Below are 23,477 nucleotides of genomic sequence, written 5' to 3'. Positions count from 1 at the left end.
TGCCCCCTCGACCCCCGCTCCCCGAACGCCGCAGGGGCTGAATCGTTCGTCCTCAGGGGCCCGTCACCGTGTGGCCGAAGGCGAGCAGGTTGGCCGGGTCGTAGGCCGACTTGTCCTTGCGCAGGCGGTCGTAGACCTCCGGGCTCCAGGCGCGCGCCCGGTCGGACGCGCTGCCCGGGGTGCCGTGGAGATTGACCATGGTGTGGCCCGTGCCGTAGGGGGACATCGCCTCGTACAGGGACGTCGTGGCCTGTTCGATGGCCTGTGCCGCCGGTGGCGCGGCGAGGACGCCCACCGTTTCCAGGATGTACTCCGCGTCCCGGGCACAGATCGCGTCCTCGTGGGGAGCGGGCCGGGCGAGGGCGCCCCCCAGGTGGCGGAGCTCCACCATCAGCAGGGGGTAGTCCCTGACGTCGGGGCCCGCCTGCGACAGGAACGTGCGCAGGGCCTCGGGACCGAGGTCACGCAGCAGGGCGCACGACTCGCGGGCGGGAAGCGGGTCCTGCGGCTCCATGTGGATGCGGTCCATGGCGGCGTACGGCATCACCTCCACCGTGTCGACGGACACCGGCGCCGCCGCGCGGATCGGGGCCAGCAGGCGTTCGCCCTCGGCGGGGTCCCCCGGCCAGGCGATCGCGACCCGTGCCCAGAAGCCGCCGCGCAGCGGCTCGGGGATCTCCGGGAAGGGCGGCAGGCGCAGCAGCGTGAAGGCGCTGCACATGGCGTCCGGCAGGGTGCGGGTCCAGTCCGTCCACGTCCTGAGCAGGACTTCGGCGTGTTCGCCGGGGCAGTAGACGCCCCCGCCGTAGATCGTGTCGAGGGGCAGCAGCTCGCACACCATGGAGGCCACCACGCCGACGTTGCCCTTGCCGCCGCGCAGCGCCCAGAACAGCTCCGGTTCGTGCTCGGGGTCGCTCTCGCGGAGTGTGCCGTCGGGTGTGACGACCTGGAAGGAGCGCACCAGGTCGGCGGCGTAGCCGTAGGCCCTGCCCAAGACGGGCAGGCCGCCGCCCAGGGTGTAGCCGACCACGCCCGCGTCCGTGGAGGTGCCGCAGAGCGCGGCGAGGCCGTGCGGTGCCGTGGCCTCCAGGACGTCCCGCCACCTGGCTCCGGCGGCGACGGTCGCGAGGCGCCGGTCCGGGTCGATGCGTACGTCCGTCATCCGTGCCGTGCTGATCAGCAGGCCGTGGTCGATGGGGAAGTTCGCGCCGTGGCCCGTCGCCTGGACCGCGACCGGGGTGCCGGTGGCCGACGCCCAGCGCAGCGCCGCCACGATGTCGTCGACGCCCGTCGCGCCCACCACCACGTCGGGGGTGTGCAGCGCGGCCAGGTTGAAGCCGGTGACCTCGTCGGCGTAACCGTCGTCGCCGGGGCGCAGCACCGGGCCCCGGACATCGGAGAGGGCGAACAGGTCGGGCGTGTTGCGGTGGGTGGCGGTCATCGCGTCCTCCGTGGTGCGGGTTCGTACGGAGGGACGGCGGCGGCGAGGCGGCGGGCGGGGCCGGCCGCCGGGGTCCGTGCGTTCGGGGGCCGCGGGGTCGGCAGGCCGTGGCCCTGGAGCCCGGGGCTGGGGGCTCTCCTTCAGGATGGACCCGGTGTGCGGGGGGCCGCATGCGGGCCGCGGGGGCGGGCTTCCGTGCCGACGGCCAGTCGGCAAAGGTGCTGCCGGGGCGGGCGTAGCGTAGGTGGCATGACGACGTACGGATCCTTCCCCGGTACTCGGCCGCGGCGTCTGCGGACCACTCCCGCCATGCGGCGGATGGTCGCCGAGACCAGGCTGCACCCCGCCGACTTCATCCTCCCGGCCTTCGTGCGCGAGGGCATCAGCGAGCCGGTGCCGATCGCCGCCATGCCGGGCGTCGTCCAGCACACGCGCGACAGCCTGAAGAAGGCCGCGCTGGAGGCCGTACAGGCCGGGGTCTCCGGGATCATGCTCTTCGGGGTGCCCGAGGAGGAGAAGAAGGACGCCCTCGGGACGCCGGGCACCGACCCCGACGGGATCCTCCAGGTCGCCATCCGGGACGTGCGCGCCGAGGTGGGCGACGACCTCCTCGTCATGTCCGACGTGTGCCTGGACGAGACCATCGACCACGGGCACTGCGGTGTGCTGGACGACCAAGGGCGTGTCGACAACGACGCGACCCTGGAGCGCTACGCCGAGATGGCGCAGGTGCAGGCCGACGCCGGAGCCCATGTCGTGGGGCCCAGCGGCATGATGGACGGGCAGATCGGCGTCATCCGTGACGCGCTCGACCAGATCGGGCGGGAGGACGTCGCGATCCTCGCCTACACGGCCAAGTACGCCTCCGCCTTCTACGGGCCCTTCCGTGAGGCCGTCGCCTCCTCGCTCCAGGGCGACCGCAAGACGTATCAGCAGGATCCCGCGAACGTCCGGGAGTCGATGCGCGAGCTGGCCCTCGACCTGGAGGAGGGCGCCGACATGGTGATGGTCAAGCCGGCCGGGCCCTACCTCGACATCCTGGCGCGGGTCGCGGACGCGGTGGACGTGCCGGTCGCCGCCTATCAGATCTCCGGCGAGTACTCGATGGTCGAGGCCGCCGCCGAGAAGGGCTGGATCGACCGGGACCGGGCGATCTTCGAGACCCTGACCGGCATCAAGCGGGCCGGTGCGCGCAACATCCTCACCTACTGGGCGACGGAGGCCGCGCAGAAGCTGGGCCGGCAGTAACCGCGGCCCCTCACCGGCCGTCCGACGGAGGCGGCGTCGTGGGCGACGTCGCCGTGGGACTGGTCGGGGTCGACGGACCCTCGTCGCGCAGGCCCTGGCCGTCCTCGCACGCGGTGAGCGCGAGTGCGGCGACCGCGACCAGCGTGGCGGCGAACAGCCGGGCCCGGGAGCGAGGGGGGTGTGCGGACGCGGACATGGTGCGGCCCTCTCCATGGGTGGGGGTCGGGATCGGACTCCAGCCTGCGTGATCACTCGTCCCGACCGCCAGCATGGGCCGCCGATTCGGGACGCCCGAGCCGTGGGACGGCCGCTGACCTGCGGGGACGGCAGAACCGGGCGACTGGGCGTGGGACGCGCGAAGCCGTCGGAACCGGTTGTAGGCCTCTCCGCGGAGTGCTCGGGGTCCGCATCCCGAAAAGTCGCTTGTAGAGGGCACACAGTTCTCTAGGCTGCCCGGCACGAGCCGTCGCCGTGTCGCCGCAGCCCAAGGAGCCGTGCCATGACCGTCACCGAACCCGCGCCCCGATCCGCCCCGGCCGCCGTGCCGCCCCTCGCGGCGCGGACCGGAACCGTCGGCGGTTCGCCCGTGCGGGACATCCTCGCCGTCACCGCCCGGCCCGAGGTCATCAACTTCGCGGGCGGGCTGCCCGCGCCGGAGCTGTTCGACCGGGACGGCATCGCCGCCGCCTTCCGGGACGTGTTCGCGCAGACGTCGGCGCGGGCCCTGCAGTACTCCACCACCGAGGGCGAACCGGCGCTGCGCAGCGGGCTCGCCGCACGCATGTCGGCGCGGGGCCTGGCCACCGACTCCGACGACCTGCTCGTCACCACCGGCTCCCAGCAGGGCCTCTCGCTGCTGGCCACGGCGCTGCTGGAGCCCGGCGACACGGTCCTCGTCGAAGACCCCTGCTATCTGGCGGCACTTCAGGTCTTCGGCCTCGCGGGAGCCCGGATCGTGGCCGTGCCCGGCGACGCGGACGGCGTGGATCCGCGGGCGCTGGAGGAACTGGTGGCGCGGGAGCGGCCGAAGCTCTTCTACACCGTGCCCACCTTCCAGAACCCGACCGGCCGGACCCTGCCCGCCGCACGCAGGGCCGCCGTCGCCGAGGTCGCCGCCCGCCTCGGGGTATGGGTCGTCGAGGACGACCCGTACGGCGAGCTGCGGTACGACGGCGAACGGGTGCCCTGGATCGCCTCGTACCCGGGCGCCGAGGACCGGACGGTGCTGCTCGGCTCCTTCTCCAAGGTGATGGCCCCCGGGCTGCGGCTGGGCTGGCTGCGTGCCCCGGCCGCGCTGCGACGGGCCTGCGCGGTCGCCAAGCAGGCCGCCGACCTGCACACCCCGACCGTCAACCAGCTCGCCGCGGCCCGCTGCCTCGGCGGCCTCGACGCCCATGTGGCCCATGTCCGCGACGTGTACCGCGCACGCCGCGACGCCATGCTGGCGGGCCTGCCCGGGGCGCTGCCGGAGGGGTCGACGTGGGACCGCCCCGAGGGCGGCATGTTCCTGTGGGCCCGCCTTCCGGAGTCCTACGACACGACGGCGCTGCTGCCGCGGGTCGTGCGGCACGACGTCGCCTACGTTCCCGGGGCGCCCTTCTACGCCGGTGAGCCGGACCGTTCGACGCTGCGCCTGTGCTTCGTGACGCAGACGCCGCAGGAGATCGAGGAGGGGCTGCGGCGGCTGGGGAAGGGACTGCGGTCCTAGGGCCAAGGACCCGGTGCGGGTCGGGCCGTGGGCGGCAGACGCGGGCCGGTCGGGTTCCTAGGGTGGAGGCATGTCCGACACCCAGCGGTTCGACCTCGACGCGTATCTCCGGCGGATCGGCCGGGAGGGGGAGCGGCGGGCCGACCTGGCGACGCTGCGGGAGCTGCACCTGGCACACCTGCGGGCCATCCCGTTCGAGAACCTGGACGCCCTCCGGCGTATCGCCCCCTCCCTCGACCCGGCCGACCTGATGGCCAAGCTGGTGCACAGCCGGCGCGGCGGCTACTGCTACGAGCACAACACCCTCTTCGCCGGCGTCCTGCAGGCGCTGGGATTCCGGGTGACCCGGCTGGCCGCACGGGTCGTCGTCGGAGCCGACCGCATCGAGAGCCGGCCGCGCACCCACATGGCGCTGCTCGTCGAGGCGCCCGGCGATCCGCAGCCGTATCTCGCGGACGTCGGCTTCGGCGCGATCGGCGCGCTGCCGGCGCCGGTGCCGCTGACGGCCGGTGTCGAGTTCCGGGACGCCGAGCGCCGGCACCGGCTCGCCCACGCCCCGCACGACGGGCCGCTCCCGCTGTGGCTGCTCCAGGCCCACGACCGGGCGAAGGGCGACTGGGCCGACCAGTACGCGTTCACCCTGGAGCCGTTCGAGAAGCCCGACTTCGACGTCATCAACTGGCACATCGGCACCAACCCGCGCTCGCCCTTCACCCAGCGCGTCTACGTCCAGAGCCTGTCCGCCGAGCGCCATCTCCTGCTCAACGGCCGGCTCCTCGCCGAGACCCGGGCGGACGGGACGGTTCTCGAGCGCGAGGTGACGGGGGAGGCTCAGGCGCGGCGGCTGCTGGACGAGGAGTTCGGGATCGACGTCCCGGAAGGGATGACGCTGCTGCCCGGGTGAGGACGGGCCGTAGGTCCCGGCAGGAGAGCCGGGCAGGCCGTCAGTCCCACCAGAAGTGCCAGGCCGGCTGACCCAGCAGCCGCTTCTCGGCGTAGGCACGGATGCTGGTGTCGTCGCTCTGGAGGATGTTGTCCGGGCAGAACGCGAAGTGCTCGGCGGCGACGGCCTCCGCCTCGGCGAGGGTGGTCGGCGGGAACGCGACGGAGACGAGCAGGTGGTCGAAGCCGAGTGCCACGACGCGTATGCCGAAGCGGTCCTCCCAGGTACGGAGCACCGCGCACAGGCGGGCGGTGTCGCCCTCGTGGTTCACCGGCCCGGACCAGCCGATCGCCGCCGGGATGTCCGCGCTGCGGCGGGCCGGGACGAGGGCGAGGCGGGGCTCCTCCAGCAGACCGCCGCTCCCCACCAGGTCGTCCGCGATGTCCATGGCCACCGCGTCCGGGTCCTCGGCGGAGCCGGCGTCGGCGGTGGCGTCGGCCAGGCCCGGCCACTCCTGCTGGGTCTCCCCGGCGGCGTACTCCTCCCAGAGATCCGCCAGCACCTCGTCGGCGTCGTGATCTCCCGGGTACGACACCGCGTCGGGCGCCAGTTCCCAGAGCTCCGGGCCGCCGTGCCGGGCGCCCGCGTCGACGACGACCGGGAGGAGGCCGGCCGTGCGCCGGGCCGGGGCCAGCGCGGCCCAGGCGCCGGGCGCCGCCGTATCGTCCGCGAGCCACAGCAGGGGCTCGTGCCAATCGCCCTCGACGGTCGCGTCCACGAGCCGCCCGGGCGGGAGTTGGAGTCCGAGAGCGGCACCCGTGGGGTCGCTCGTGAGCTTCGGCAGCGGGTTGGGAAGAGTCGCCATGCCGGTGACTGTAGGGGGCGGCACTGACACTCACCTCATCACCCGGCTGTCGAAGCACTCCTCGCCGCCGCCCGCCGACGGGTCGAAGCAGGCCCGCACGACGCTGCCCGGGTCGGACGCGGTCATGGGGGTGTAGACGTAGGAGTCCGCGTCGACGCCGTCCCGGATCTCCACGCCGCGTACTCGACGGTCCCCGGCGCTCTCCCCGGCACCTCCGGTCGCCGACACCTCCAGCCGGTCACCGATCCGCGTCCCCCACATCCGGGCCCAACTCGTCCCGCACTCCTGGCTGTAGCGCAGCTCCAGCGAGGCGCCGGTGGCGGTCCGGTACGAGGCCAGGGTCTGCGGCGCGGCCGCGCACTTCATCCGCATCGGGCTCTTGCCCTCACACACCTGCCCCCGGCAGCGCGGCCCGGTCACCGACGGGGGCGGCGACAGCGACGCCCCGGGCTCGCCGGAGCGGTCCGGCAGCAGCAGGGCGGCCGCGGCGACACCTCCGACGGCCACGGCGGACACCGACGCGAGGACCGCGACGAGCGTCGCGCCGCGGTGGCCGGAACCCTGGTGCGCCGAGCCCGGCAGGCTGCCCTCCTCGCCGGGCGCGGCCCGGTCGGGCGGCGGGGTCCCCGGCCGCTCGTCCGACGCGGCCCGGGGCGGGGTCCTCGGCCGTCCCTCCGACGGGGACCGGGGCGGGGTCCCCGTCCGCCCGTCCGCCGCGGCCCGGGGCAAGGTCCTCGGCCGCGCCTCCGACGCGGCCCGTCCGCTCCCCTCCGACTCGGCGAGCTCCCACAGCGCCACACAGCGCCCCTCCGGCTCCCCGGCGAGCCGGCACAGCTCCTGCACCGCCTCGCGCGGCGGGAGCGTCCTGCCGTTGAGGTAGCGGTCCCAGGACGACTTGCTGAACGCGGTCTTGGCCGCGAGGCCGGCCAGGCTCAGGCCGGTGCGGATCTTCAACTCCCGTAGCGCGGCGGCCAGTCGGGTCCGTTCCGGAGACGGTGTCGTCATCCTCGCAGTGCCTTCCAGGTGTGCGGCCCGACGATGCCGTCCACCACCAGCCCCGCCCGCCGCTGCACCTGCTCGACCGCGCGTTCCGTCACCGGCCCGAAGATCCCGTCGATGCCGCCCGGCGAGAAGCCCGCCCGGCGCAGCAGACACTGCGCCTCGGCGACGTCCGGCCCCGCGTGGCCGCCCGCCAGGATGGCGTCCCCGGTGCGGCTGATGCCCGCGTACCAGCGGCCGCCGACCTGTGCGAGACGGCAGGTGTACGCCGGTGCCGAGGGCGAGGCCGCAGCGGACGGCGGCCGGGGCGCGGGGGCGGCCGGGGACGACGGGATGCCGGTCGCGACGAGGGGGGCCGTCGGCTGTGCCCGGCCGTCTCCGCTCAGCCGTACGACGGCCAGGACGGCCGTGGAGAGCGCGAGCACCAGCGCCACGGCACCCGCCACCAGGGCGACCCGCAGGGAACGGCCGGGCGACCGTGCGCCGTTGACCTCGACGGAGAGGAACTCCGGCGCCATGACCGGCGCCGCGACCTGCTCCGCCGTCCGCTCCGGCGACTCCGGCTCCGGCGACTCCGGTTCCGGCTCCGGCGACTCCGGTTCCGGCTCCGGCGACTCCGGTTCCGGCTCCGGCGACTCCGGCTCCCGCTCCGGCGACTCCGGCTCCCGCTCCGGCGACTCCGGCTCCCGCTCCGGCGGCTCCGGCTCCGGTTCCGTCGCGTCGGCGCGTGCGCCGCGCCACGCCTCCGCCGCGACCTCGTGCAACGCCAGCAACCGCGTCGGATCCTCGTCCACGGCTCTCGCCAGCGCCTCGACGGCCGCCCGTGGCGGCAGCGACCGGCCGCCCAGGTACCGCTCCCACGACTTCTGGCTGTACCCCGTGCGCGCCGCGAGCCGGCGCAGGCTCAGCCCGCTGTGGTCCTTCAGCCGGCGTAACCGCACCACCAACTGCCGTACCCGCGGATCCAGTTCCGCGGGCAGCGCTGCCCAACGCGACATGTTCCCCCCCACCGCGTTCACGGTCCGGGCCCGCGGTCCGTGGTCAGCGGCCCCCGCGCCCCGCCGCATTCTGCATCAGCATCCACGGCCCGCACCGGAAGTTGGTTCCGGCACCGGTACGGAATCGGCCACCAGCCCGTCACAGGCGTCCCGCCGCGACGTCCGGACGGACGGCGTCCGCGCAGGTCAGCGGGTGGGACGTCCCGCGCTGACGTCACTTGGGCGGGGGCCCTGGCCCCCCTCACCGCCCGCCGCGCACTCTCGTTTCGCCGGCCGGCGGCAGGGGCCGCCGGCCGAACCAGAGCGAGAGGGAAGCACATGCGAGCGAACATCTGGACGAGGACTCTCGTGAGCGCCGGTGCCGTCGTCGGCCTCGCCGCCGGAAGCCTCGCCACCGCGGGGACCACCTTCGCCGCCTCGGACGCGAAGCCGGCCGTGCGCTCCGAGGTCGGCGTCCTCGCGGTGAACAACCTCGGCCTGAGCACCACCGAGGCCCGGTACGTCCAGTGCTGGATCCAGGACTACTGGGGCTACACCGGCGCCCTCGACGGGCAGCTCGGCACCAACAGCTGGAAGGCGCTCCAGCGTTGGCTCAAGGCGCACTGGGGCTACAACGACAGCATCGACGGGATCGTCGGCCCGAACACCATCAAGGCCCTGCAACGTGACCTGAAGGCGCACCACGGCTACACCGGCGCGATCGACGGCATCGCCGGGTCGGGCACCCGGGCCGCGTTCAAGGACTTCGCGGCCGACTCCAGGCCGTACTGCTGAGTCGTCGCCCCGACATGACAGCGGCCCGTCCTTCCCGCGCGGGAAGGACGGGCCTCGGCGTCACATCAGATGCTCAGAGCCGCTCGGGCGTCCGGATGCCCAGCAGGGCCATGCCCTGGTGGAGCGTCCGGGCCGTCACGTCGCACAGGAACAGACGGTTCTGCACCTGCTCGGGCGTCTCGGCCTTCAGCACCGGGCACTTGTCGAAGAACGAGGTGTACAGCGACGCCAGCTGGTACAGATACGCGGCCAGCTTGTGCGGGGCGTACTCCGCGGACGCCTCGAAGACGGTGTCGCCGAACGCGTCCAGGTGCAGGCCGAGCGCCCGCTCCGCCGCGTGCAGTTCCAGCTCCGGGTGCGCGGCCGGCTGCGTGTCGCCCGCCTTGCGCAGGATCGACCGGTTCCGGGCGTAGGCGTACTGGAGGTACACGGACGTGTCGCCGTTCAGCGAGACCATCTGGTCCAGGTCGAACTTGTAGTCCCGGTTCGGCGACGTCGAGAGGTCCGCGTACTTCACGGCGCCGATGCCGACCTGCGCGGCCCGCTCCTGGATCTCGTCCTCGGTGAGGTCCAGCGCCTTCTCCCGGACGACCTCGGCGGCCCGCTGCACCGCCTCGTCCAGCAGGTCCTCCAGCCGTACGGTCTCGCCCTCACGCGTCTTGAACGGCTTGCCGTCCGCGCCCAGCACCGTGCCGTAGCCCATGTTGTGCGCGGTGACGTGCTCGCCCAGCCAGCCGGCCCGGCGTGCCGTCTCGAAGACCATCTTGAAGTGCAGGGACTGGCGGACGTCCACGACGTACAGCAGCGTCGTCGCGTGCAGGTCGAAGACGCGGTTGCGGATCGCGGTCAGGTCGGAGGCCGCGTAGCCGAAGCCGCCGTCGGCCTTCTGCACGATCAGCGGGACCGGCTGGTCGTCCTTGCCGCGGATCTCGTCGAAGAACACCACGAGCGCGCCCTCGGAGCGCACCGCGACACCCATCTCCTCCAGGAGGCGGGCGGTCTCCGGCATGCCCTCGTTGTACGCGGACTCGCCGACGATCTCGTCGTCGCGGATCTCCATGTCGAGCTTCTCGAAGACCGAGTAGAAGTAGACCTTCGATTCGTCGACGAACTGCTGCCACAGTTCGAGCGTCTCCTTGTCGCCGGACTGGAGGGCGACGACCCGCTTGCGGGCCCGCTCCTTGAACTCCTCGTCCGAGTCGAAGACCGCGCGCGAGGCCTTGTACACCCGGTTCAGGTTGCTCATCGCCTGCTCGCCGTCGACGTCGGCCGCGGGGGCCAGCTCGCCGGGGTTCTCGAACAGGTACTGGATGAGCATGCCGAACTGGGTGCCCCAGTCGCCGATGTGGTGCCGGCCGATCGTCTGCTCGCCGGTGAAGTCGAGCATGCCGCGCAGGGCGTCGCCGATGACCGCCGACCGCAGGTGGCCGACGTGCATCTCCTTCGCCACGTTGGGCTGGGCGTAGTCGACGACCGTGATGCCGGCGTTCTCCTTCAGCGGCACGCCGAGGCGCTCGCCGTCCGCGTGCCGCGCGGCGAGGTTCTCGGTGATCGCCCGGTCGGCGACGGTGATGTTGAGGAAGCCGGGTCCGGAGACCTCGATGTCCTTGATCACGTCACCGGTGGTGATGTTGCTGACGACCTGGGTGGCCAGCTCTCTGGGGTTGGCCTTGGCCTTCTTGGCGAGGGCGAGAATGCCGTTTGCCTGGAAGTCGGCCCGCTCGCTACGTCGCAGCAGCGGGTCGACGTCGGTCGCCTCCGGCAGGGTGGCCGAGAGGGCGGACGTGAGCTGCTGCTCGACGGAAGCGCTGAGGGGCGTGACCGAGGCCATGGGGTGGGAGCCGTTCTCCTCGTGGGTTTGGTAGACGTGCTCAGTATCCCATGGGGGGTAAAGCGCTTTTCGCGGGTGCGAGCCGGTGGGGGCTTGTCGCGCCCACGCGGCGGAGCCGCAGATCGATACAGCCCCGCGCCCTTTCAGGGCGCTGCCCGCAAAGGCGTTTTCGTTGTTGCCGTCCTTGCTGGGACAATGAGGGCGCCAGCCGTTGACCGTACGGCTGCCCTGGAGAAAGAAGGACGTGCCGATCGTGGCTCAGAGCACCGAGACCACCGACTGGGTCTCCCGTTTCGCGGATGAGGTCATCGAGGAGTCGGAGCGTCGGGCCCCGGGCAAACCGGTCGTCGTCGCCTCCGGACTCTCCCCCTCCGGCCCCATCCATCTGGGCAACCTGCGCGAGGTCATGACCCCGCACCTGGTCGCCGACGAGATCCGGCGACGCGGGCGCGAGGTCCGGCACCTGATCTCCTGGGACGACTACGACCGCTACCGCAAGGTGCCGGCCGGGATCGCCGGGGTCGACGAGTCGTGGGCGCAGCACATCGGCAAGCCGCTGACCTCCGTGCCGGCGCCGCAGGGCTCGGCGTACCCGAACTGGGCCGAGCACTTCAAGGCCGCGATGGTCGAGTCGCTCGCCGAGCTGGGCGTGGAGTTCGACGGGATCAGCCAGACCGCGCAGTACACCTCGGGCGTGTACCGGGAGCAGATCCTGCACGCCATGAAGCACCGCGGTGACATCGACGCCGTGCTCGCCCAGTACCGCACCAAGCCCAAGGGCGGCGCCAAGAAGTCGCAGAAGCCCCTCGACGAGGCCGAGCTGGAGGCCGCCGAGGGCTCCGGCGCGGCCGGCGAGGACGACGGCAGCTCCGGCTCCGCCGGGTACTTCCCGTACAAGCCGTACTGCGGCAACTGCGAGAAGGACCTCACCACCGTCACCTCGTACATCGACGACACCACCGAGCTGTCGTACACCTGCGACGAGTGCGGCTTCTCCGAGACCGTCCGGCTCAACGAGTTCAACCGCGGCAAGCTGGTCTGGAAGGTCGACTGGCCCATGCGCTGGGCCTACGAGGGCGTCATCTTCGAGCCCAGCGGGGTCGACCACTCGTCGCCGGGTTCGAGCTTCCAGGTCGGCGGGCAGATCGTCGGGATCTTCGGCGGCGCGCAGCCCATCGGTCCCATGTACGCCTTCGTCGGCATCAGCGGCATGGCGAAGATGTCCTCCTCGCGCGGTGGGGTGCCCACCCCGGCCGACGCGCTGAAGATCATGGAGCCGCAGATCCTGCGCTGGCTGTACGCCCGCCGCCGGCCCAACCAGTCCTTCAAGATCGCCTTCGACCAGGAGATCCAGCGGCTCTACGACGAGTGGGACAAGCTGGACGCCAAGGTCGAGGACGGCTCCGCGCTGCCCGCCGACGTCGCCGCGCACTCCCGTGCCGTGCGCACGGCCGCGGGTGAGCTGCCGCGCACGGCACGCCCGCTGCCGTACCGGACGCTCGCGTCCGTCGCCGACGTCACCGCCGGACACCAGGACCAGGCGCTGCGGATCCTATCCGAGCTCGACCCGGAGAACCCGCCGGCCACCCTGGACGAGGTCCGTCCCCGGTACGACAAGGCCGAGGCGTGGATCAACACGCAGGTGCCCGCCGACCAGCGGACCATCGTGCGTGACGAGCCCGACGCCGAGCTGCTGAAGTCCCTCGACGAGGCGTCCCAGCAGTCGCTGCGGCTGCTGCTCGACGGCCTCGCCGAGCACTGGTCGCTCGACGGGCTGACCCACCTCGTCTACGGCGTGCCCAAGGTGCAGGCCGGGTTCTCCGCCGATGCCACGCCCAAGGAACTCCCCGCCGAGATCAAGACTGCCCAGCGGACGTTCTTCGCCCTGCTCTACCACCTGCTGGTGAGCCGGGACACCGGGCCGCGTCTGCCCACGCTGCTGCTCGCGGTGGGGCAGGAGCGGGTACGGCGCCTGCTCGGCGCATAGTCGGCACGACGAGAAGGGGCCCTCGATCCGTCGAGGGCCCCTTCTCGTGTGTGTCAGGGAGGTGCGGCCGGGCGGTGCGCGGTCAGGCGATGTGCTCGTCCGTCAGTTCCGCGTTCAGGCGGTTGGAGAAGCGGTTCACCATCCGCTTGGACTCGGCCTCTTCGAGGGCGACGCCGTACGTCGCCTCGACGTCGGCGATGAACCCGCGCGGGGTCGGCGCGCCGTTCCCGCCCTTTATGGACTCACGGAAGACCAGGTAGTAGTCCTCCTCGCCCGGCTCCGGCGCCGGAGTGCCGCCGCCCTCGCCGAGCTGGCGGGTGCGGTTGCCGGTCACCGGGATCGGAAAGGTGCCCGTGTCCTCCGGAGAGGGCTCCTGGACCGGCGGTTCCTCCTGGTACTGGTCCTGGTACTGCTCCGCCTGGACCTGCTCCTGGTACCACTCCTCGTAGTGCCCCTGCGGGTCGTACGTGGCGCTGTAGCCGCCCTGGTACTCGACCTGGCGGGGCGTGTTGAACCAGTCCTGCACGTAGTCCTGCTGCTCCGGCCCGGGCGGGCCCGCGAGCTGCGGGCGCTGCTCGCCGGGAGGCGTCGCCTGCGGCGGTACGGGTGCCGGGTTGGCGGCGGCCGGTGCCGCCGCGGTCACCTCGGCCGCGGGTACGGCGTCCAGGGCCGGCTGCCGTGTCGCCGGCGGCAGCAGCGCGGGCTCGATGCCCGCCGCGGCCAGCCCTGCGGGAGCGGTGTCCGCCAGCGGAACGCCGTAGCGCGCCAGGCGCAGCGGCATCAGCGACTCCACCGGGGCCTTGCGGCGCCAGGCGCGGCCGAAGCGGGAACGCAGCCGGGCCTGGTACACCAGGCGCTCCTGCTCCAGCTTGATGACCTGCTCGTAGGAGCGCAGCTCCCACAGCTTCATCCGGCGCCACAGCAGGAACGTCGGCAGCGGGGAGAGCAGCCAGCGCGTGAGGCGGACGCCCTCCATGTGCTTGTCGGCGGTGATGTCGGCTATGCGGCCGATCGCGTGCCGGGCGGCCTCCACGGACACCACGAACAGGATCGGGATCACCCCGTGCATGCCGACGCCCAGCGGGTCCGGCCAGGCCGCCGCGCCGTTGAACGCGATCGTCGCGGCCGTCAGCAGCCAGGCGGTCTGCCGCAGCAGCGGGAACGGTATGCGGATCCAGGTGAGCAGGAGGTCGAGGGCGAGCAGGACACAGATGCCCGCGTCGATGCCGATCGGGAACACATAGCTGAAGTTCCCGAAGCCCTTCTGGATGGCCAGCTCACGGACGGCCGCGTACGAACCGGCGAAGCCGATGCCGGCGATGATCACGGCGCCGAACACGACCACGCCGATGAGAACGCGGTGCATCCGAGTCAGCTGCGGTGGCGCGGCCACTCGTACTCCCCTCCCCTTGCGTGTTGTTGCGCGCAACAGAGTGGCACATTCGTACGGCGTGCGTTCTCCCGGTACGGCACGAGCCCGGACCGTTATCGGGCCGGGCTCGTACAAAGGGCTTGGCTGAGCTGCGCGTTGTGACGCAGCGCTGTGCCGGGTGTGACGGTCAGCTCTTCTTCGCCGCTGACTTGGACGGGGAGCTGGACGCCGCCTTCGACGAGCTGCCGGACGGGGACTTCGACGCCGACTTCGAGGGGGCGCTGCTCGGCGTGCCCGCGCCGCCGCCGTCGTTGGCCTCGGCGACCGCGGCCACGGCCTCCTTGATCGCCTTCTGGGCGAGCTTGTTCAGGGTGTCCGCGCTCGGGGTCTTCTCGCCGGCGAGACCGGCGCCGTTGTAGTCGAGCGTCACGACGACGTTCTCGGCCCGGGCCACGACCGTCTCCTGCTTGAAGGAACCCTCCTTCTTCTTCAGGTCGTAGCGCACCGCCGTCGCCTCGTCGCCCACCCCGGCGACCGGCGCCGACTTCAGGTTCTTCGCGCCGGACACCGACTTCGCGTCCTGCACCTGCGTCTTGTAGTACGCCTGCGCCAGCTCGGCGCCCGAGCCGCGCGTGACGTCGGACTCGAAGCGCAGCAGCGAGACGTTGAGCCAGCGGAACTGCGAGCCCTTCACGCCGTTGTTGTCCAGGCTGCTCCAGGAGCAGGAGGCACGCGTCGACGCCTCGTCCGAAGAGCCCTTCTTGCCCGACTTGGCCTCGGGGACCAGGTCCTCCAGCGTCTTCTTGTCCAGCACCTTGCACGCGTCCGGGATCGACTTGTACACGGCCGCCTGCACCGTCGGCGACGGGCTCGCGGACGACGACGCCGAGGTCTTCGTGCCGCTGTCGGCGGCGGCCTTGTCGCCCGAACCGGAGTCCGAGGAGCAGCCCGCGGCGACCAGCATCACGGGGACTGCGGCCGCGCTGACAACGGCTCGGCGCAGGCCCCTCGCCCGCTGCTCGCGCTGGTCACGCCGGTGATGCTGGTCTCGCTTCACTGCTCGCTGCATGGTTCCTTCACTCATGACGGCCACTCGTGGTTCCTGCGGTCGGATCGGGTCCGAGGGGCCACGGTACGCGGTGAAGAAGGTGTGCGGTCTCGTTTCGGTTACGTCGCACAAGGGTGTGGAGGTGTGAAGGAAGGGCGCTAGTCCGCCAGCGCGTCCGCCAGTTGCGCGGCCAGTTTCTGCGCTCTGTCCTGCATTTCCTCGCTGTCCGGGACCGCGCCGACGGTCGCCGGCTGCTCCTCGTACTCGATGGTCACGATGACGTTGGACGTGCGGAACGCCACAGTCACCGTGCGCTGCTGGGCCGTCGAACCGGAGCCGGCGAGCTGGTCGTCGAGGAAGGCCTCGTCACCGAGGTCCTCCAGTACCCGGGGCTGGAGTTCGGCGGCGGCCGCGTCGTCGGTGGACGCGGACGAGGAGGGGGACGTCGAGGACGAAACGGACGGGGACGCGGAGTTCGAGGCCGAGGGGGAGGGTGAGCCGCTCGGGCTGCCGCTTCCGCCGCCGCCCGCCGACGGATCGGTGGACGCCGTGCCGGCGTCGCCGTCCGGACTCACCGGCTCGGGCAGGTCCGCCGCCTCCTGTTTCGTCGCGAAGAGCTGCTCCGCCTCGCTGTCGTCGCTGACCGAGGTGTCGTACGACACCACGCGCTCGAAACTGACGAGGAGATGGTCGGTGGCGTCGGCCGACTCGACCTTCCAACGGCAGCCGATCCTGCGGTCGGTGTCGTAGGTGAGCGTCGGCGTGCCCTCGTACGCCTTCTCCTGCTGTTCGGCGTCCGGGAGCTGCTGGATGCCGGGCAGGAGCGAGTCGAGGGTGTCCTCGCCGACCACGCCGCACGGTTCGGGGAGCGTGCGGTAGCGGCCGGGCTCGGCCGTCGCGGACGCCGTGCCGGAGTCGCCGGGGTTGGAGTCGTCGGTTGCGCCGCCGCTGTCGGAGCTGCCGGTGCAGCCGGCCAGCAGCACCGCGAGGAGTGCGGCGACGCCGGATACGTAGGCCTTCCGCTGCACGGTCAGGCTCCTCTCTGCGGTGGCTGTGTGGTCGGTCCGCTGCCGGTCTCTCAGTGTCCCCGCTGGTTATTCGCTTGCCGCGCGGGGGCGCCCACTGGAGACAATGTGTATCGCACGCACTGCTGTGGACGCCGGTCCGTTGTCCCTTTTCATCGACCCTGGCGCCGGTTTTGCGATTTAAGACTTGTGTTTTGTTTCAGGGGGATTGAGGACGATATGTCGTACGTGGAGATGCCGGGCGCGAAGGTACCCATCCGTATGTGGGCCGACCCGGCGACGATCGAGGGCTCCGCGCTCCAGCAGCTCCAGAACGTCGCGACCCTGCCGTGGATCAAGGGCCTCGCCGTGATGCCGGACGTGCATTACGGGAAGGGCGCGACGGTCGGGTCCGTCATCGCGATGCACGGGGCCGTGTGTCCCGCGGCGGTCGGCGTGGACATCGGCTGCGGGATGTCGGCGGTGAAGACGTCCCTGACGGCGAACGACCTGCCGGGCGACCTGTCCCGGCTGCGGTCGAAGATCGAGCAGGCGATTCCGGTGGGGCGGGGAATGCACGACAGCCCTGTCGACCCCGGCCGGCTGCACGGCTTCGGCACGTCCGGGTGGGACGGCTTCTGGGGGCGGTTCGACGGGGTCGCCGAGGCGGTGAAGTTCCGTGAGGAGCGGGCGACCAAGCAGATGGGAACCCTCGGATCCGGCAACCACTTTGTCGAGGTCTGCACGGATACGACCGGTTCCGTCTGGCTGATGCTGCACTCCGGTTCCCGGAACATCGGCAAGGAACTGGCCGAGTTCCACATCGGCGTGGCCCAGAAGCTCCCGCACAACCAGGGCCTGGTCGACCGCGACCTCGCCGTCTTCGTCGCGGACACCCCGCAGATGGCGGCGTACCGCAACGACCTGTTCTGGGCGCAGGAGTACGCCCGGTACAACCGCACGATCATGATGGCGCTCCTGAAGGACGTGATCCGCAAGGAGTTCAAGAAGGCCAAGCCCGCCTTCGAGGCCGAGATCAGCGCGCACCACAACTACGTGGCCGAGGAGCGCTACGACGGGATGGACCTGCTCGTGACCCGCAAGGGCGCGATCCGGGCCGGTTCCGGCGAGTACGGCATCATCCCGGGGTCCATGGGCACGGGGTCGTACATCGTGAAGGGCCTCGGCAACGAGAAGGCCTTCAACTCGGCGTCGCACGGCGCGGGCCGGCGCATGAGCCGGAACGCGGCGAAGCGCCGCTACACGACCAAGGACCTGGAGGAGCAGACACGGGGCGTGGAGTGCCGCAAGGACTCCGGTGTCGTGGACGAGATCCCGGGCGCCTACAAGCCGATCGAGCAGGTCATCGATCAGCAGCGGGACCTCGTGGAGGTCGTGGCGAAGCTGAAGCAGGTCGTGTGCGTGAAGGGCTGACGGACGTGTGAGGCCCCCCGGTCGACACCGGGGGGCCTTTCGCTGCCGCTACTTCGGGGCGTGGGTCACCGCGTAGATCATCACGAAGGCCACGATGTGGATGCCGAAGAGGAAATAGCCGAGCCACCACCACATCTGGCGTTCGTCGTGGGGGTCCTTGGGCTTGTTCTCCCCGGGCGCGGTCACAGGTCCCGGTGCACCTTCGTGTTGGACGCCTGGGCGCGGGGGCGCACGACGAGGAGGTCGATGTTGACGTGGCTGGGGCGGGTGACCGCCCACGTGATGGTGTCGGCCACGTCGTCGGCCGTCAGGGGCTCCGCCACACCCTCGTAGACCTTCGCCGCCCTGGTCTCGTCGCCGCCGAAGCGGGTCAGGGCGAACTCGTCGGTCCTGACCATGCCGGGCGCGACCTCGATGACCCGGACCGGGCGCCCGACGATCTCCAGGCGCAGGGTCTCGGCGAGGACGTGGGCGCCGTGCTTGGCGGCGACATAGCCGCCGCCGCCCTCGTACGTGCCGTGGCCGGCCGTGGAGGACAGGACGACCACCGTGCCGTCGCCGCTCGCCTCCAGCTTGGGCAGCAGGGCCTGGGTGAGGTTCAGGGTGCCGATGACGTTGGTCTCGTACATCGTGCGCCAGTCGGCGGGGTCGCCGGTCGCGACCGGGTCGGCGCCGAGCGCGCCGCCGGCGTTGTTGACGAGGACGCCGATGCTCTGGAAGGCCGTCGCGAACTCGTCCACCGCCGCGCGGTCCGTCACGTCCAGCTGGTACGCCGTCGCGGCGTGGCCGGCCGCGTTGATCTCCTCGGCCAGCGCCTCGATGCGGTCCTTGCGGCGGGCGGTGAGGACCACCCGGTAGCCGGCCCCGGCGAGCTGCCGTGCCGTGGCGGCTCCGATACCGCTGCTCGCACCGGTGACGACGGCGATGCGGGAGGCGGCGGACGGTGCGGCGGTGGGCATGGCTGCTCCTCGTGCGGGTCGATGCGGTCCGGGCCGGGTCGAGGGCCTGTCCGGCCAGGATAGGCGGGCGGCGCGGTGGGACAATGAGATGGGTGATCCCCAAGGGCAGGAGGTGGATCATGGGACAGGCACGCGAGGTCATGGACCGGCTCACCGCAGCGATCACCACCGGGAACTCCGACACGATCGCCGGTCTCTACGCGCAGGACGCGGTCGCGGTCACCCCGGACGGCGGGGAGCTTCACGGGCGCGACGACATCGCCGCGTACTGGCGGCAGATGACCGAGGCGGTTCCGGACGGCAGTTACGAGTCGGTGCACTCCTACGAGGTCGGCGACACCGCCATCGACGAGGGCGTCTTCACCGGCAAGAACACCGGGCCGATCCAGTTGCCGACGGGCGAGACGCTGCCGCCGACGCAGAAGGAGATCAGGATCCGCGGGGTGGACTTCGCCACCGTCGACGACGACGGGCGGATCGTGGACTACCGGCTCTACTTCGACGAGATGGAGTTCCTGGCGCAGCTCGGACTGCTGCCCGACGAGCCGTCCTGAGCGGGGCCGGGCCGCCGGTCAGTTCCCTCGCGGCGCGTACATGATCACCGCCATGCCCGCGAGGCAGATCAGTGCGCCCGTGACGTCCCAGCGGTCCGGGCGGTAGCCGTCGGCGACCATGCCCCAGGCCAGCGAACCGGCGACGAAGACACCGCCGTACGCGGCGAGGATCCGGCCGAATGCGGCGTCGGGCTGGAGCGTGGCGATGAAACCGTACGCGCCGAGCGCCATGACGCCGGCGCCGATCCACAGCCAGCCGCGGTGCTCGCGCACGCCCTGCCAGACCAGCCACGCGCCGCCGATCTCGAACAGCGCGGCGACGACGAAGAGGGCGACGGAGCGGACGATCAGCATGGCGGTCAGCTTCGCACGCCCCGGTCGGGGGCCCTCGGCCGCGTGTCACCTGTTGGACGGCGCCTGCCGGGCGCCGGGCGGGGGATACATCGCTACGACCACGTGAAGTGAGGAGTGGCGGTATGCGGCGGATGCGGGTTGCTGCGGTGTGCGGAGCGGCCGTGGTGACGGTGGCCGGCGGGCTGACTCCGGCCGCCGGGGCGGTGCGCGGGTCCGGGCCGGTGCGCGGTTCGGAGGCGGTGCGTCGGGCCGAGGCCGATCTCGCGTATCACGGGTCCGCCGACATGGTCGGGGGCCGGATCGACGTACGGTTCACGCCGCACAATCACGGGCCGGGCGCCGTGCCGGACTCCGCGGTGCGGATCCGCTGGTCGCAGCCGCTGGCGGAGGGGCAGTCGCTGCCCGCGGGGTGCGCGCCGGACGGGGACCGGGCGGTGCGGTGCCGGGTCGGGCCGCTGGCCGCGCACGACTCCGGCGAGCGGATCGGCCTGCGGGTACGGCTGCGTGACGCGCCGGCGGAGGTGCTGTTGGAGTTCGCTCCGGTGGGCGGCGGCGGGGTGGTCGACGAGACCCGGGCGCGGGAGCGGCAGCCGGTCCTGGTGCTGGACACCGGGGACACGTACTACTTCTGACGCCGTCAGTCGTCGGGGTTGTCGGCGTCGTAGGCCGCGCGGGAGCGGTGGACCTCGTCGAAGTGGGTCTCCGCCCAGTTCTTCACGGCGGTCAGCAGCAGGGCCAGGTTCTGACCGAGCGCGGTGAGTTCGTAGTCGACGCGGACCGGGACGGACGGGGTGACGGTGCGGGTGAGCAGGCCGTCGCGTTCGAGGGAGCGCAGGGTCTGGGTCAGCATCTTGGGGCTGACGCCCGCGATCCTGCGGCCGAGGTCGCTGTAGCGCATGGGGCCGGCGGCGAGGGCAGAGACGACGAGGCTGACCCACTTGTCGCTGATGCGGTCCAGGAGCTGGTTGGTCGGGCAGCTCTTGAGGAAGGCGTCGTACTCGATCCGGGCCTGCTCGCGTCGCTGGGCCGCCGTCGTGGTCGCCATGGCTCACCTCTGGGGTACATACGCACTCTCAGGTAACTACTTACCTAGAGATAGTAACTCTTCCTAGGGTTGTTCGCAGCGGACGGGAGATCATCCCGCCCACACGCTGACGAACCGAGGAGAGTCGCTGTGCGTGCTGTTGTGGTGGATACGGTCGGTGGGCCCGAGGCCGTGCGGGTCGTGGAGACCGACGTGCCGGAGCCCGGCGAGCGGCAGATACGGATCAAGGTCGCGGCGGCCGCGCTGAACCCCGTGGACGCGGGGGTGCGGGCCGGGGTCTTCGGCGCTCTGGCCGGGCGGACCGGACTCGGCTGGGACGTCGCCGGGACGGTGGACGCCGTCGGCGGCGCCGCCGGGGGAACGTGGCGGACCGGCGAGGAGGTGGTGGCCCTGCACTACGGCATGGTCAAGCCGCTCGGCACGCACGCGGAGTACGTCGTGGTCGACGCGGACGCCGTCGCCCCGGCGCCGGCGGCGGCGGACGCGGTGCACGCGGCGTCACTGCCGCTGAACGCCCTGACCGCCGCACAGGCCCTGGACCGTCTGGAAGTGACGTCCGGTCAGTCGCTGCTGGTGACGGGGGCGGCGGGCGCGGTCGGCGCGTACGCCGTGCAGCTCGCCGCGCGCCGGGGGATCACGGTCACCGCGCTGGCCCGGGAGACGGACGAGGAGTTCGTACGGTCGCTGGGAGCGGCCGGCTTCACGGCGGGCGGTGTCGCGGCGGGCGGCTTCGACGCCGTGCTGGACGCGGCGGTCCTGGGTGCGCCGGCGCTGGAGTGGGTCCGGGACGGGGGCGCCTACATCGGCGTCATCCCGCACGCCGAGCCGGGGCCGGTGCGCGGGGTGCGCACCGGAGCGGTCGAGGTGAACGCCGACGGCACGCAGCTCGCCGGACTCGTCCGGCTGGTGGACGAGGGGGCGCTGACCCTCCGGGTGGCGGAGACGTACGCCTTGGACGACGCGGCGAAGGCGCATGCGCGGCTGGCGGAGGGCGGGGTTCGCGGGCGGTTGGTGCTGGTGCCGTGACCGGGTGCCGCGATGCGTCGTCGTCCGGGTGCGGCGCCGTCGTGGCTGGTCGGGCGGTTCGGGGTGCGGCGCCGTTGGGGCTGGTCGCGCAGTTCCCCGCGCCCCTTGAGGGTGTTGTTGGTGGGGGGTGTGGTCGGGTGCTGCTGGTTTTCTCGCGTTGTCGTTCGGGTGCGGCGCCGTTGGGGGTGGGCGCGCAGTTCCCCGCGCCCCTTCAGGGCGTTGCTGCTCACCTTCGGCGGGATCCGGCCCGGGGTGCCGGGCCGGCGGCCGCGTGGACGGGACCGTGGCGGGGGATGTGCCCGGCTCGGCGGGTTCGGGCGGATGCGGTGACGGCCGGGGCTATCGGGGCTGTCCGCCCTGTGCGTAGGCCGTCGGTGGAACGCCCACCGTGGCCGTGAAGTCCCGTACCAGGTGGGCCTGGTCGGCGTAGCCGAGGTCGGCCGCGAGGGCGGCCCAGTCGACGTCCGTGCGGGTGCCGGCGAGGTCCAGGGCCTCGTGGATGCGGTAGCGCAGGATGCACCACTTGGGGCTGACGCCGACGTAGGTCGAGAAGAGCCGTTGCAGCGCCCGGACCGACAGCCCCTGCGCCCGCGCGAAGTCGCCGACGCGCAGGACCGTGCGGTCGGCGCGGATGTGCCTGACCAGGCTGATCGCGAGGTCGGCCTGCGGGTCGGGGGTGCGGGGGAGCGCGAGGAGGAAGGCGTCCAGGGCGGCCACCCGGGCCTGGTCGTCGGCCGGGGTGACGATCGTGCCGGCGGTCTCGGCCGTGGCCGGTGCGAACACCTCCCGGGCGGGCACGGTGCGGCCCGTCCACCGGGACACCGGAGCCTCGGCGGCGTACGGGCGGAACCCGCCGGGCCGGAACTTCACCCCGCAGACCCTTCCCCGCCCGGTCAGCTTCCGGGTGTACATGCCGAGCGCGACACCGGTCACCTCGGCGTAGGGCCCGCCCTCGTCCTCGTCCCACTGGAAGGTGAGATTGACGGCCGGGTGCGGGACGACATGGGAGGCGTAGGGCTCGGGCAGGTCCCAGTCGATGAGCCAGTACCACTCGACGTACCGGCGCAGCGGCTCGGCGGGCTCGTGGCGGCGAAACCGCACACGCCTGAGCAGCCCGGCCGGGTCGACGATCCCGCGGGTGTCGTGGCGGGGTGCCTCCATGGCCGGATGGTACGTCGCGTTTCTTCAAGAAGGGCAGCCGTCGGTGTCCCTACCGTCGAGACATGGACACGAACGGTGTGAAGACGTACGGCATCGGTGAGCTGCTGGCGATGGCCCGCGAGCGGGCGGTCCCGGTGGTGCGGGGCATCTCCGACGAGGACCTCGCCGCGCCCACGCCCTGCGCGGAGTACGACGTGAAGGACCTGGTCAACCACCTCTATCAGGTGATCGTGCAGTTCCAGCGGCTGGCCGCGAAGGAGGCGTCGGACTTCGGCGACACCCCGGACCGGGTCACGGGGAACGCCGAGTGGCGCGAGGACCTCGGCCGCGAGGCGGACCTGCTGGTGGCGGCCTGGTCCGCGCCCGGCGCGGAGGAGGGGCGGACCGGCGGGATGGACATGCCGGCCCGGCTGGTCGGCTCGATGGCGCTGCTCGATCTGACGGTGCACGTGTGGGACCTGGCGCGGGCGACCGGCCAGGACTACGCGGCCGCCGACGAGGCGGTCGTGGCGGAGCTCGCCGGCACGGTGGACACGCTGTCGCCGACGGCCAGGAAGATGGGGGTCTTCGGGGAACCGGCCCCCGAGCCGGAGGGAGCGTCCCCCTTCGAGCGCCTGCTCGCACGGACGGGCAGGGATCCCCGCTGGGGCTAGTCGGGGCGGGCCGGCGGGGCGAAGCCGGCTGGGCGCTGGACATGGCCGGTCGGTAGGGAGGTGTCGTCGTCGTCCGGGCAGGTCGGGTCGTCGTGTCCGTGGGGCGGCGGTCGTTTGGGTGGGGCGGCGGTCG

At 72.3% G+C, this 23,477-nt stretch carries 24 protein-coding genes; 10 read left to right on the top strand and 14 right to left on the bottom strand.

All coding sequences use genetic code 11. From position 1 onward, the window contains the following. Positions 1 to 52 precede the first annotated feature (52 nt). Positions 53 to 1,441, bottom strand: coding sequence for an FAD-binding oxidoreductase (locus ACGFW6_RS22890; RefSeq protein ID WP_393512718.1), 1,389 nt, complete (start codon positions 1,439 to 1,441; stop codon positions 53 to 55). A gap of 249 nt (positions 1,442 to 1,690) precedes the next feature. Between ACGFW6_RS22890 and hemB the strand changes: the two genes are divergently transcribed. Then, entirely contained in the window at positions 1,691 to 2,689 is a 999-nt protein-coding gene (gene hemB / locus ACGFW6_RS22885; protein WP_393512715.1) for a porphobilinogen synthase, read from the top strand. A 10-nt stretch (positions 2,690 to 2,699) separates the two neighbouring features. Here the strand turns inward: hemB and ACGFW6_RS22880 are convergent, their stop codons facing one another. Next, positions 2,700 to 2,885: a hypothetical protein gene (locus ACGFW6_RS22880; RefSeq protein WP_393512713.1), complete on the bottom strand. Its 186-nt coding sequence runs from the start codon at positions 2,883 to 2,885 to the stop codon at positions 2,700 to 2,702. Between the two features lie 303 nt (positions 2,886 to 3,188). Here ACGFW6_RS22880 and ACGFW6_RS22875 point away from each other — a divergent pair, with 303 nt between their 5' ends. Next, the gene (locus ACGFW6_RS22875; protein ID WP_393512711.1) at positions 3,189 to 4,397 is read left to right on the top strand and encodes a PLP-dependent aminotransferase family protein; all 1,209 of its coding nucleotides are present in this window, start codon (positions 3,189 to 3,191) and stop codon (positions 4,395 to 4,397) included. Positions 4,398 to 4,467: 70 nt separating this feature from the next. Continuing rightward, entirely contained in the window at positions 4,468 to 5,301 is an 834-nt protein-coding gene (locus ACGFW6_RS22870) for an arylamine N-acetyltransferase (RefSeq protein ID WP_393512708.1), read from the top strand. A 40-nt stretch (positions 5,302 to 5,341) separates the two neighbouring features. Here the strand turns inward: ACGFW6_RS22870 and ACGFW6_RS22865 are convergent, their stop codons facing one another. From ACGFW6_RS22865 to ACGFW6_RS22855, 3 genes are read right to left on the bottom strand one after another with little or no spacing between them, the layout of a single operon-like run. Further along, a complete protein-coding gene (locus ACGFW6_RS22865; protein ID WP_393512706.1) occupies positions 5,342 to 6,145 on the bottom strand; it encodes a DUF4253 domain-containing protein in 804 nt (267 codons plus the stop codon). A gap of 30 nt (positions 6,146 to 6,175) precedes the next feature. Continuing rightward, a complete protein-coding gene (locus ACGFW6_RS22860) occupies positions 6,176 to 7,150 on the bottom strand; it encodes a DUF2690 domain-containing protein (protein ID WP_393512703.1) in 975 nt (324 codons plus the stop codon). Further along, on the bottom strand, positions 7,147 to 8,142 hold the full coding sequence (locus tag ACGFW6_RS22855) for a peptidoglycan-binding protein (protein WP_393512700.1): 996 nt from the start codon (positions 8,140 to 8,142) through the stop codon (positions 7,147 to 7,149). Before ACGFW6_RS22855 ends, ACGFW6_RS22860 begins: the two co-directional genes overlap by 4 nt. A 318-nt stretch (positions 8,143 to 8,460) precedes the next feature. Between ACGFW6_RS22855 and ACGFW6_RS22850 the strand changes: the two genes are divergently transcribed. After that, the gene (locus ACGFW6_RS22850; RefSeq protein ID WP_393512697.1) at positions 8,461 to 8,916 is read left to right on the top strand and encodes a peptidoglycan-binding protein; all 456 of its coding nucleotides are present in this window, start codon (positions 8,461 to 8,463) and stop codon (positions 8,914 to 8,916) included. 73 nt (positions 8,917 to 8,989) lie between these two features. Here ACGFW6_RS22850 and argS read toward each other — a convergent pair whose 3' ends face one another. Then, positions 8,990 to 10,747 (bottom strand): arginine--tRNA ligase, encoded by a 1,758-nt coding sequence (gene argS / locus ACGFW6_RS22845; RefSeq protein ID WP_393512694.1) that lies wholly within the window; start codon positions 10,745 to 10,747, stop codon positions 8,990 to 8,992. Between the two features lie 244 nt (positions 10,748 to 10,991). On the opposite strand from argS, the gene lysS reads away from it, so the two are divergent. Further along, positions 10,992 to 12,734 (top strand): lysine--tRNA ligase, encoded by a 1,743-nt coding sequence (gene lysS, locus ACGFW6_RS22840; protein WP_393512691.1) that lies wholly within the window; start codon positions 10,992 to 10,994, stop codon positions 12,732 to 12,734. 82 nt (positions 12,735 to 12,816) lie between these two features. Here lysS and ACGFW6_RS22835 read toward each other — a convergent pair whose 3' ends face one another. From ACGFW6_RS22835 to ACGFW6_RS22825, 3 genes are all read right to left on the bottom strand, one after another. Continuing rightward, entirely contained in the window at positions 12,817 to 14,127 is a 1,311-nt protein-coding gene (locus ACGFW6_RS22835; RefSeq protein WP_393512688.1) for a DUF2637 domain-containing protein, read from the bottom strand. Positions 14,128 to 14,293: 166 nt separating this feature from the next. Further along, on the bottom strand, positions 14,294 to 15,175 hold the full coding sequence (locus tag ACGFW6_RS22830) for a DUF3558 family protein (RefSeq protein WP_393512685.1): 882 nt from the start codon (positions 15,173 to 15,175) through the stop codon (positions 14,294 to 14,296). 137 nt (positions 15,176 to 15,312) lie between these two features. Continuing rightward, entirely contained in the window at positions 15,313 to 16,182 is an 870-nt protein-coding gene (locus ACGFW6_RS22825; protein ID WP_393512682.1) for a DUF3558 domain-containing protein, read from the bottom strand. Between the two features lie 216 nt (positions 16,183 to 16,398). Between ACGFW6_RS22825 and ACGFW6_RS22820 the strand changes: the two genes are divergently transcribed. Next, the gene (locus ACGFW6_RS22820; protein WP_393512678.1) at positions 16,399 to 17,592 is read left to right on the top strand and encodes an RtcB family protein; all 1,194 of its coding nucleotides are present in this window, start codon (positions 16,399 to 16,401) and stop codon (positions 17,590 to 17,592) included. A 48-nt stretch (positions 17,593 to 17,640) separates the two neighbouring features. Here ACGFW6_RS22820 and ACGFW6_RS22815 read toward each other — a convergent pair whose 3' ends face one another. Further along, positions 17,641 to 17,778: a hypothetical protein gene (locus tag ACGFW6_RS22815; protein ID WP_393512675.1), complete on the bottom strand. Its 138-nt coding sequence runs from the start codon at positions 17,776 to 17,778 to the stop codon at positions 17,641 to 17,643. Continuing rightward, positions 17,775 to 18,551 carry an SDR family NAD(P)-dependent oxidoreductase gene (locus ACGFW6_RS22810; protein WP_393512672.1) on the bottom strand — a complete coding sequence of 259 codons (777 nt, stop codon included), beginning with the start codon at positions 18,549 to 18,551 and terminating at the stop codon, positions 17,775 to 17,777. Before ACGFW6_RS22810 ends, ACGFW6_RS22815 begins: the two co-directional genes overlap by 4 nt. A 119-nt stretch (positions 18,552 to 18,670) precedes the next feature. Between ACGFW6_RS22810 and ACGFW6_RS22805 the strand changes: the two genes are divergently transcribed. Beyond that, the gene (locus tag ACGFW6_RS22805) at positions 18,671 to 19,105 is read left to right on the top strand and encodes an ester cyclase (RefSeq protein ID WP_393512669.1); all 435 of its coding nucleotides are present in this window, start codon (positions 18,671 to 18,673) and stop codon (positions 19,103 to 19,105) included. A gap of 18 nt (positions 19,106 to 19,123) precedes the next feature. Here ACGFW6_RS22805 and ACGFW6_RS22800 read toward each other — a convergent pair whose 3' ends face one another. Beyond that, complete coding sequence (locus ACGFW6_RS22800) at positions 19,124 to 19,459, bottom strand: YnfA family protein (RefSeq protein ID WP_393512666.1); 336 nt, start codon at positions 19,457 to 19,459, stop codon at positions 19,124 to 19,126. A 122-nt stretch (positions 19,460 to 19,581) separates the two neighbouring features. Between ACGFW6_RS22800 and ACGFW6_RS22795 the strand changes: the two genes are divergently transcribed. Next, positions 19,582 to 20,091 (top strand): hypothetical protein, encoded by a 510-nt coding sequence (locus tag ACGFW6_RS22795; protein ID WP_393512663.1) that lies wholly within the window; start codon positions 19,582 to 19,584, stop codon positions 20,089 to 20,091. Positions 20,092 to 20,096: 5 nt separating this feature from the next. Here the strand turns inward: ACGFW6_RS22795 and ACGFW6_RS22790 are convergent, their stop codons facing one another. Continuing rightward, positions 20,097 to 20,504: a winged helix-turn-helix transcriptional regulator gene (locus ACGFW6_RS22790; RefSeq protein WP_393512660.1), complete on the bottom strand. Its 408-nt coding sequence runs from the start codon at positions 20,502 to 20,504 to the stop codon at positions 20,097 to 20,099. 129 nt (positions 20,505 to 20,633) lie between these two features. On the opposite strand from ACGFW6_RS22790, the gene ACGFW6_RS22785 reads away from it, so the two are divergent. Next, positions 20,634 to 21,530, top strand: coding sequence for an NADP-dependent oxidoreductase (locus ACGFW6_RS22785; protein WP_393512657.1), 897 nt, complete (start codon positions 20,634 to 20,636; stop codon positions 21,528 to 21,530). 339 nt (positions 21,531 to 21,869) lie between these two features. Here the strand turns inward: ACGFW6_RS22785 and ACGFW6_RS22780 are convergent, their stop codons facing one another. Then, positions 21,870 to 22,691: a DUF6597 domain-containing transcriptional factor gene (locus tag ACGFW6_RS22780; protein WP_393512654.1), complete on the bottom strand. Its 822-nt coding sequence runs from the start codon at positions 22,689 to 22,691 to the stop codon at positions 21,870 to 21,872. 62 nt (positions 22,692 to 22,753) lie between these two features. Here ACGFW6_RS22780 and ACGFW6_RS22775 point away from each other — a divergent pair, with 62 nt between their 5' ends. Next, on the top strand, positions 22,754 to 23,344 hold the full coding sequence (locus ACGFW6_RS22775; protein WP_393512651.1) for a TIGR03086 family metal-binding protein: 591 nt from the start codon (positions 22,754 to 22,756) through the stop codon (positions 23,342 to 23,344). Positions 23,345 to 23,477 lie beyond the last annotated feature (133 nt).

Source organism: Streptomyces sp. Y7, assembly GCF_043195415.1.
Taxonomy (GTDB): domain Bacteria; phylum Actinomycetota; class Actinomycetes; order Streptomycetales; family Streptomycetaceae; genus Streptomyces.
Note: the sequence above shows the minus strand (reverse complement) of the source record. Positions and strands in the feature narration are given on the sequence as shown.

Excerpts from the sequence above, each read along its gene's own strand:
- ACGFW6_RS22890 (WP_393512718.1), bottom strand. The coding sequence starts at position 1,441 with ATGACCGCCACCCACCGCAACACGCCCGACCTGTTCGCCCTCTCCGAT.
- hemB (WP_393512715.1), top strand. The coding sequence starts at position 1,691 with ATGACGACGTACGGATCCTTCCCCGGTACTCGGCCGCGGCGTCTGCGG.
- ACGFW6_RS22880 (WP_393512713.1), bottom strand. The coding sequence starts at position 2,885 with ATGTCCGCGTCCGCACACCCCCCTCGCTCCCGGGCCCGGCTGTTCGCC.
- ACGFW6_RS22875 (WP_393512711.1), top strand. The coding sequence starts at position 3,189 with ATGACCGTCACCGAACCCGCGCCCCGATCCGCCCCGGCCGCCGTGCCG.
- ACGFW6_RS22870 (WP_393512708.1), top strand. The coding sequence starts at position 4,468 with ATGTCCGACACCCAGCGGTTCGACCTCGACGCGTATCTCCGGCGGATC.
- ACGFW6_RS22865 (WP_393512706.1), bottom strand. The coding sequence starts at position 6,145 with ATGGCGACTCTTCCCAACCCGCTGCCGAAGCTCACGAGCGACCCCACG.
- ACGFW6_RS22860 (WP_393512703.1), bottom strand. The coding sequence starts at position 7,150 with ATGACGACACCGTCTCCGGAACGGACCCGACTGGCCGCCGCGCTACGG.
- ACGFW6_RS22855 (WP_393512700.1), bottom strand. The coding sequence starts at position 8,142 with ATGTCGCGTTGGGCAGCGCTGCCCGCGGAACTGGATCCGCGGGTACGG.
- ACGFW6_RS22850 (WP_393512697.1), top strand. The coding sequence starts at position 8,461 with ATGCGAGCGAACATCTGGACGAGGACTCTCGTGAGCGCCGGTGCCGTC.
- argS (WP_393512694.1), bottom strand. The coding sequence starts at position 10,747 with ATGGCCTCGGTCACGCCCCTCAGCGCTTCCGTCGAGCAGCAGCTCACG.
- ACGFW6_RS22830 (WP_393512685.1), bottom strand. The coding sequence starts at position 15,175 with ATGCAGCGAGCAGTGAAGCGAGACCAGCATCACCGGCGTGACCAGCGC.
- ACGFW6_RS22820 (WP_393512678.1), top strand. The coding sequence starts at position 16,399 with ATGTCGTACGTGGAGATGCCGGGCGCGAAGGTACCCATCCGTATGTGG.
- ACGFW6_RS22810 (WP_393512672.1), bottom strand. The coding sequence starts at position 18,551 with ATGCCCACCGCCGCACCGTCCGCCGCCTCCCGCATCGCCGTCGTCACC.
- ACGFW6_RS22805 (WP_393512669.1), top strand. The coding sequence starts at position 18,671 with ATGGGACAGGCACGCGAGGTCATGGACCGGCTCACCGCAGCGATCACC.
- ACGFW6_RS22800 (WP_393512666.1), bottom strand. The coding sequence starts at position 19,459 with ATGCTGATCGTCCGCTCCGTCGCCCTCTTCGTCGTCGCCGCGCTGTTC.
- ACGFW6_RS22795 (WP_393512663.1), top strand. The coding sequence starts at position 19,582 with ATGCGGCGGATGCGGGTTGCTGCGGTGTGCGGAGCGGCCGTGGTGACG.
- ACGFW6_RS22790 (WP_393512660.1), bottom strand. The coding sequence starts at position 20,504 with ATGGCGACCACGACGGCGGCCCAGCGACGCGAGCAGGCCCGGATCGAG.
- ACGFW6_RS22780 (WP_393512654.1), bottom strand. The coding sequence starts at position 22,691 with ATGGAGGCACCCCGCCACGACACCCGCGGGATCGTCGACCCGGCCGGG.
- ACGFW6_RS22775 (WP_393512651.1), top strand. The coding sequence starts at position 22,754 with ATGGACACGAACGGTGTGAAGACGTACGGCATCGGTGAGCTGCTGGCG.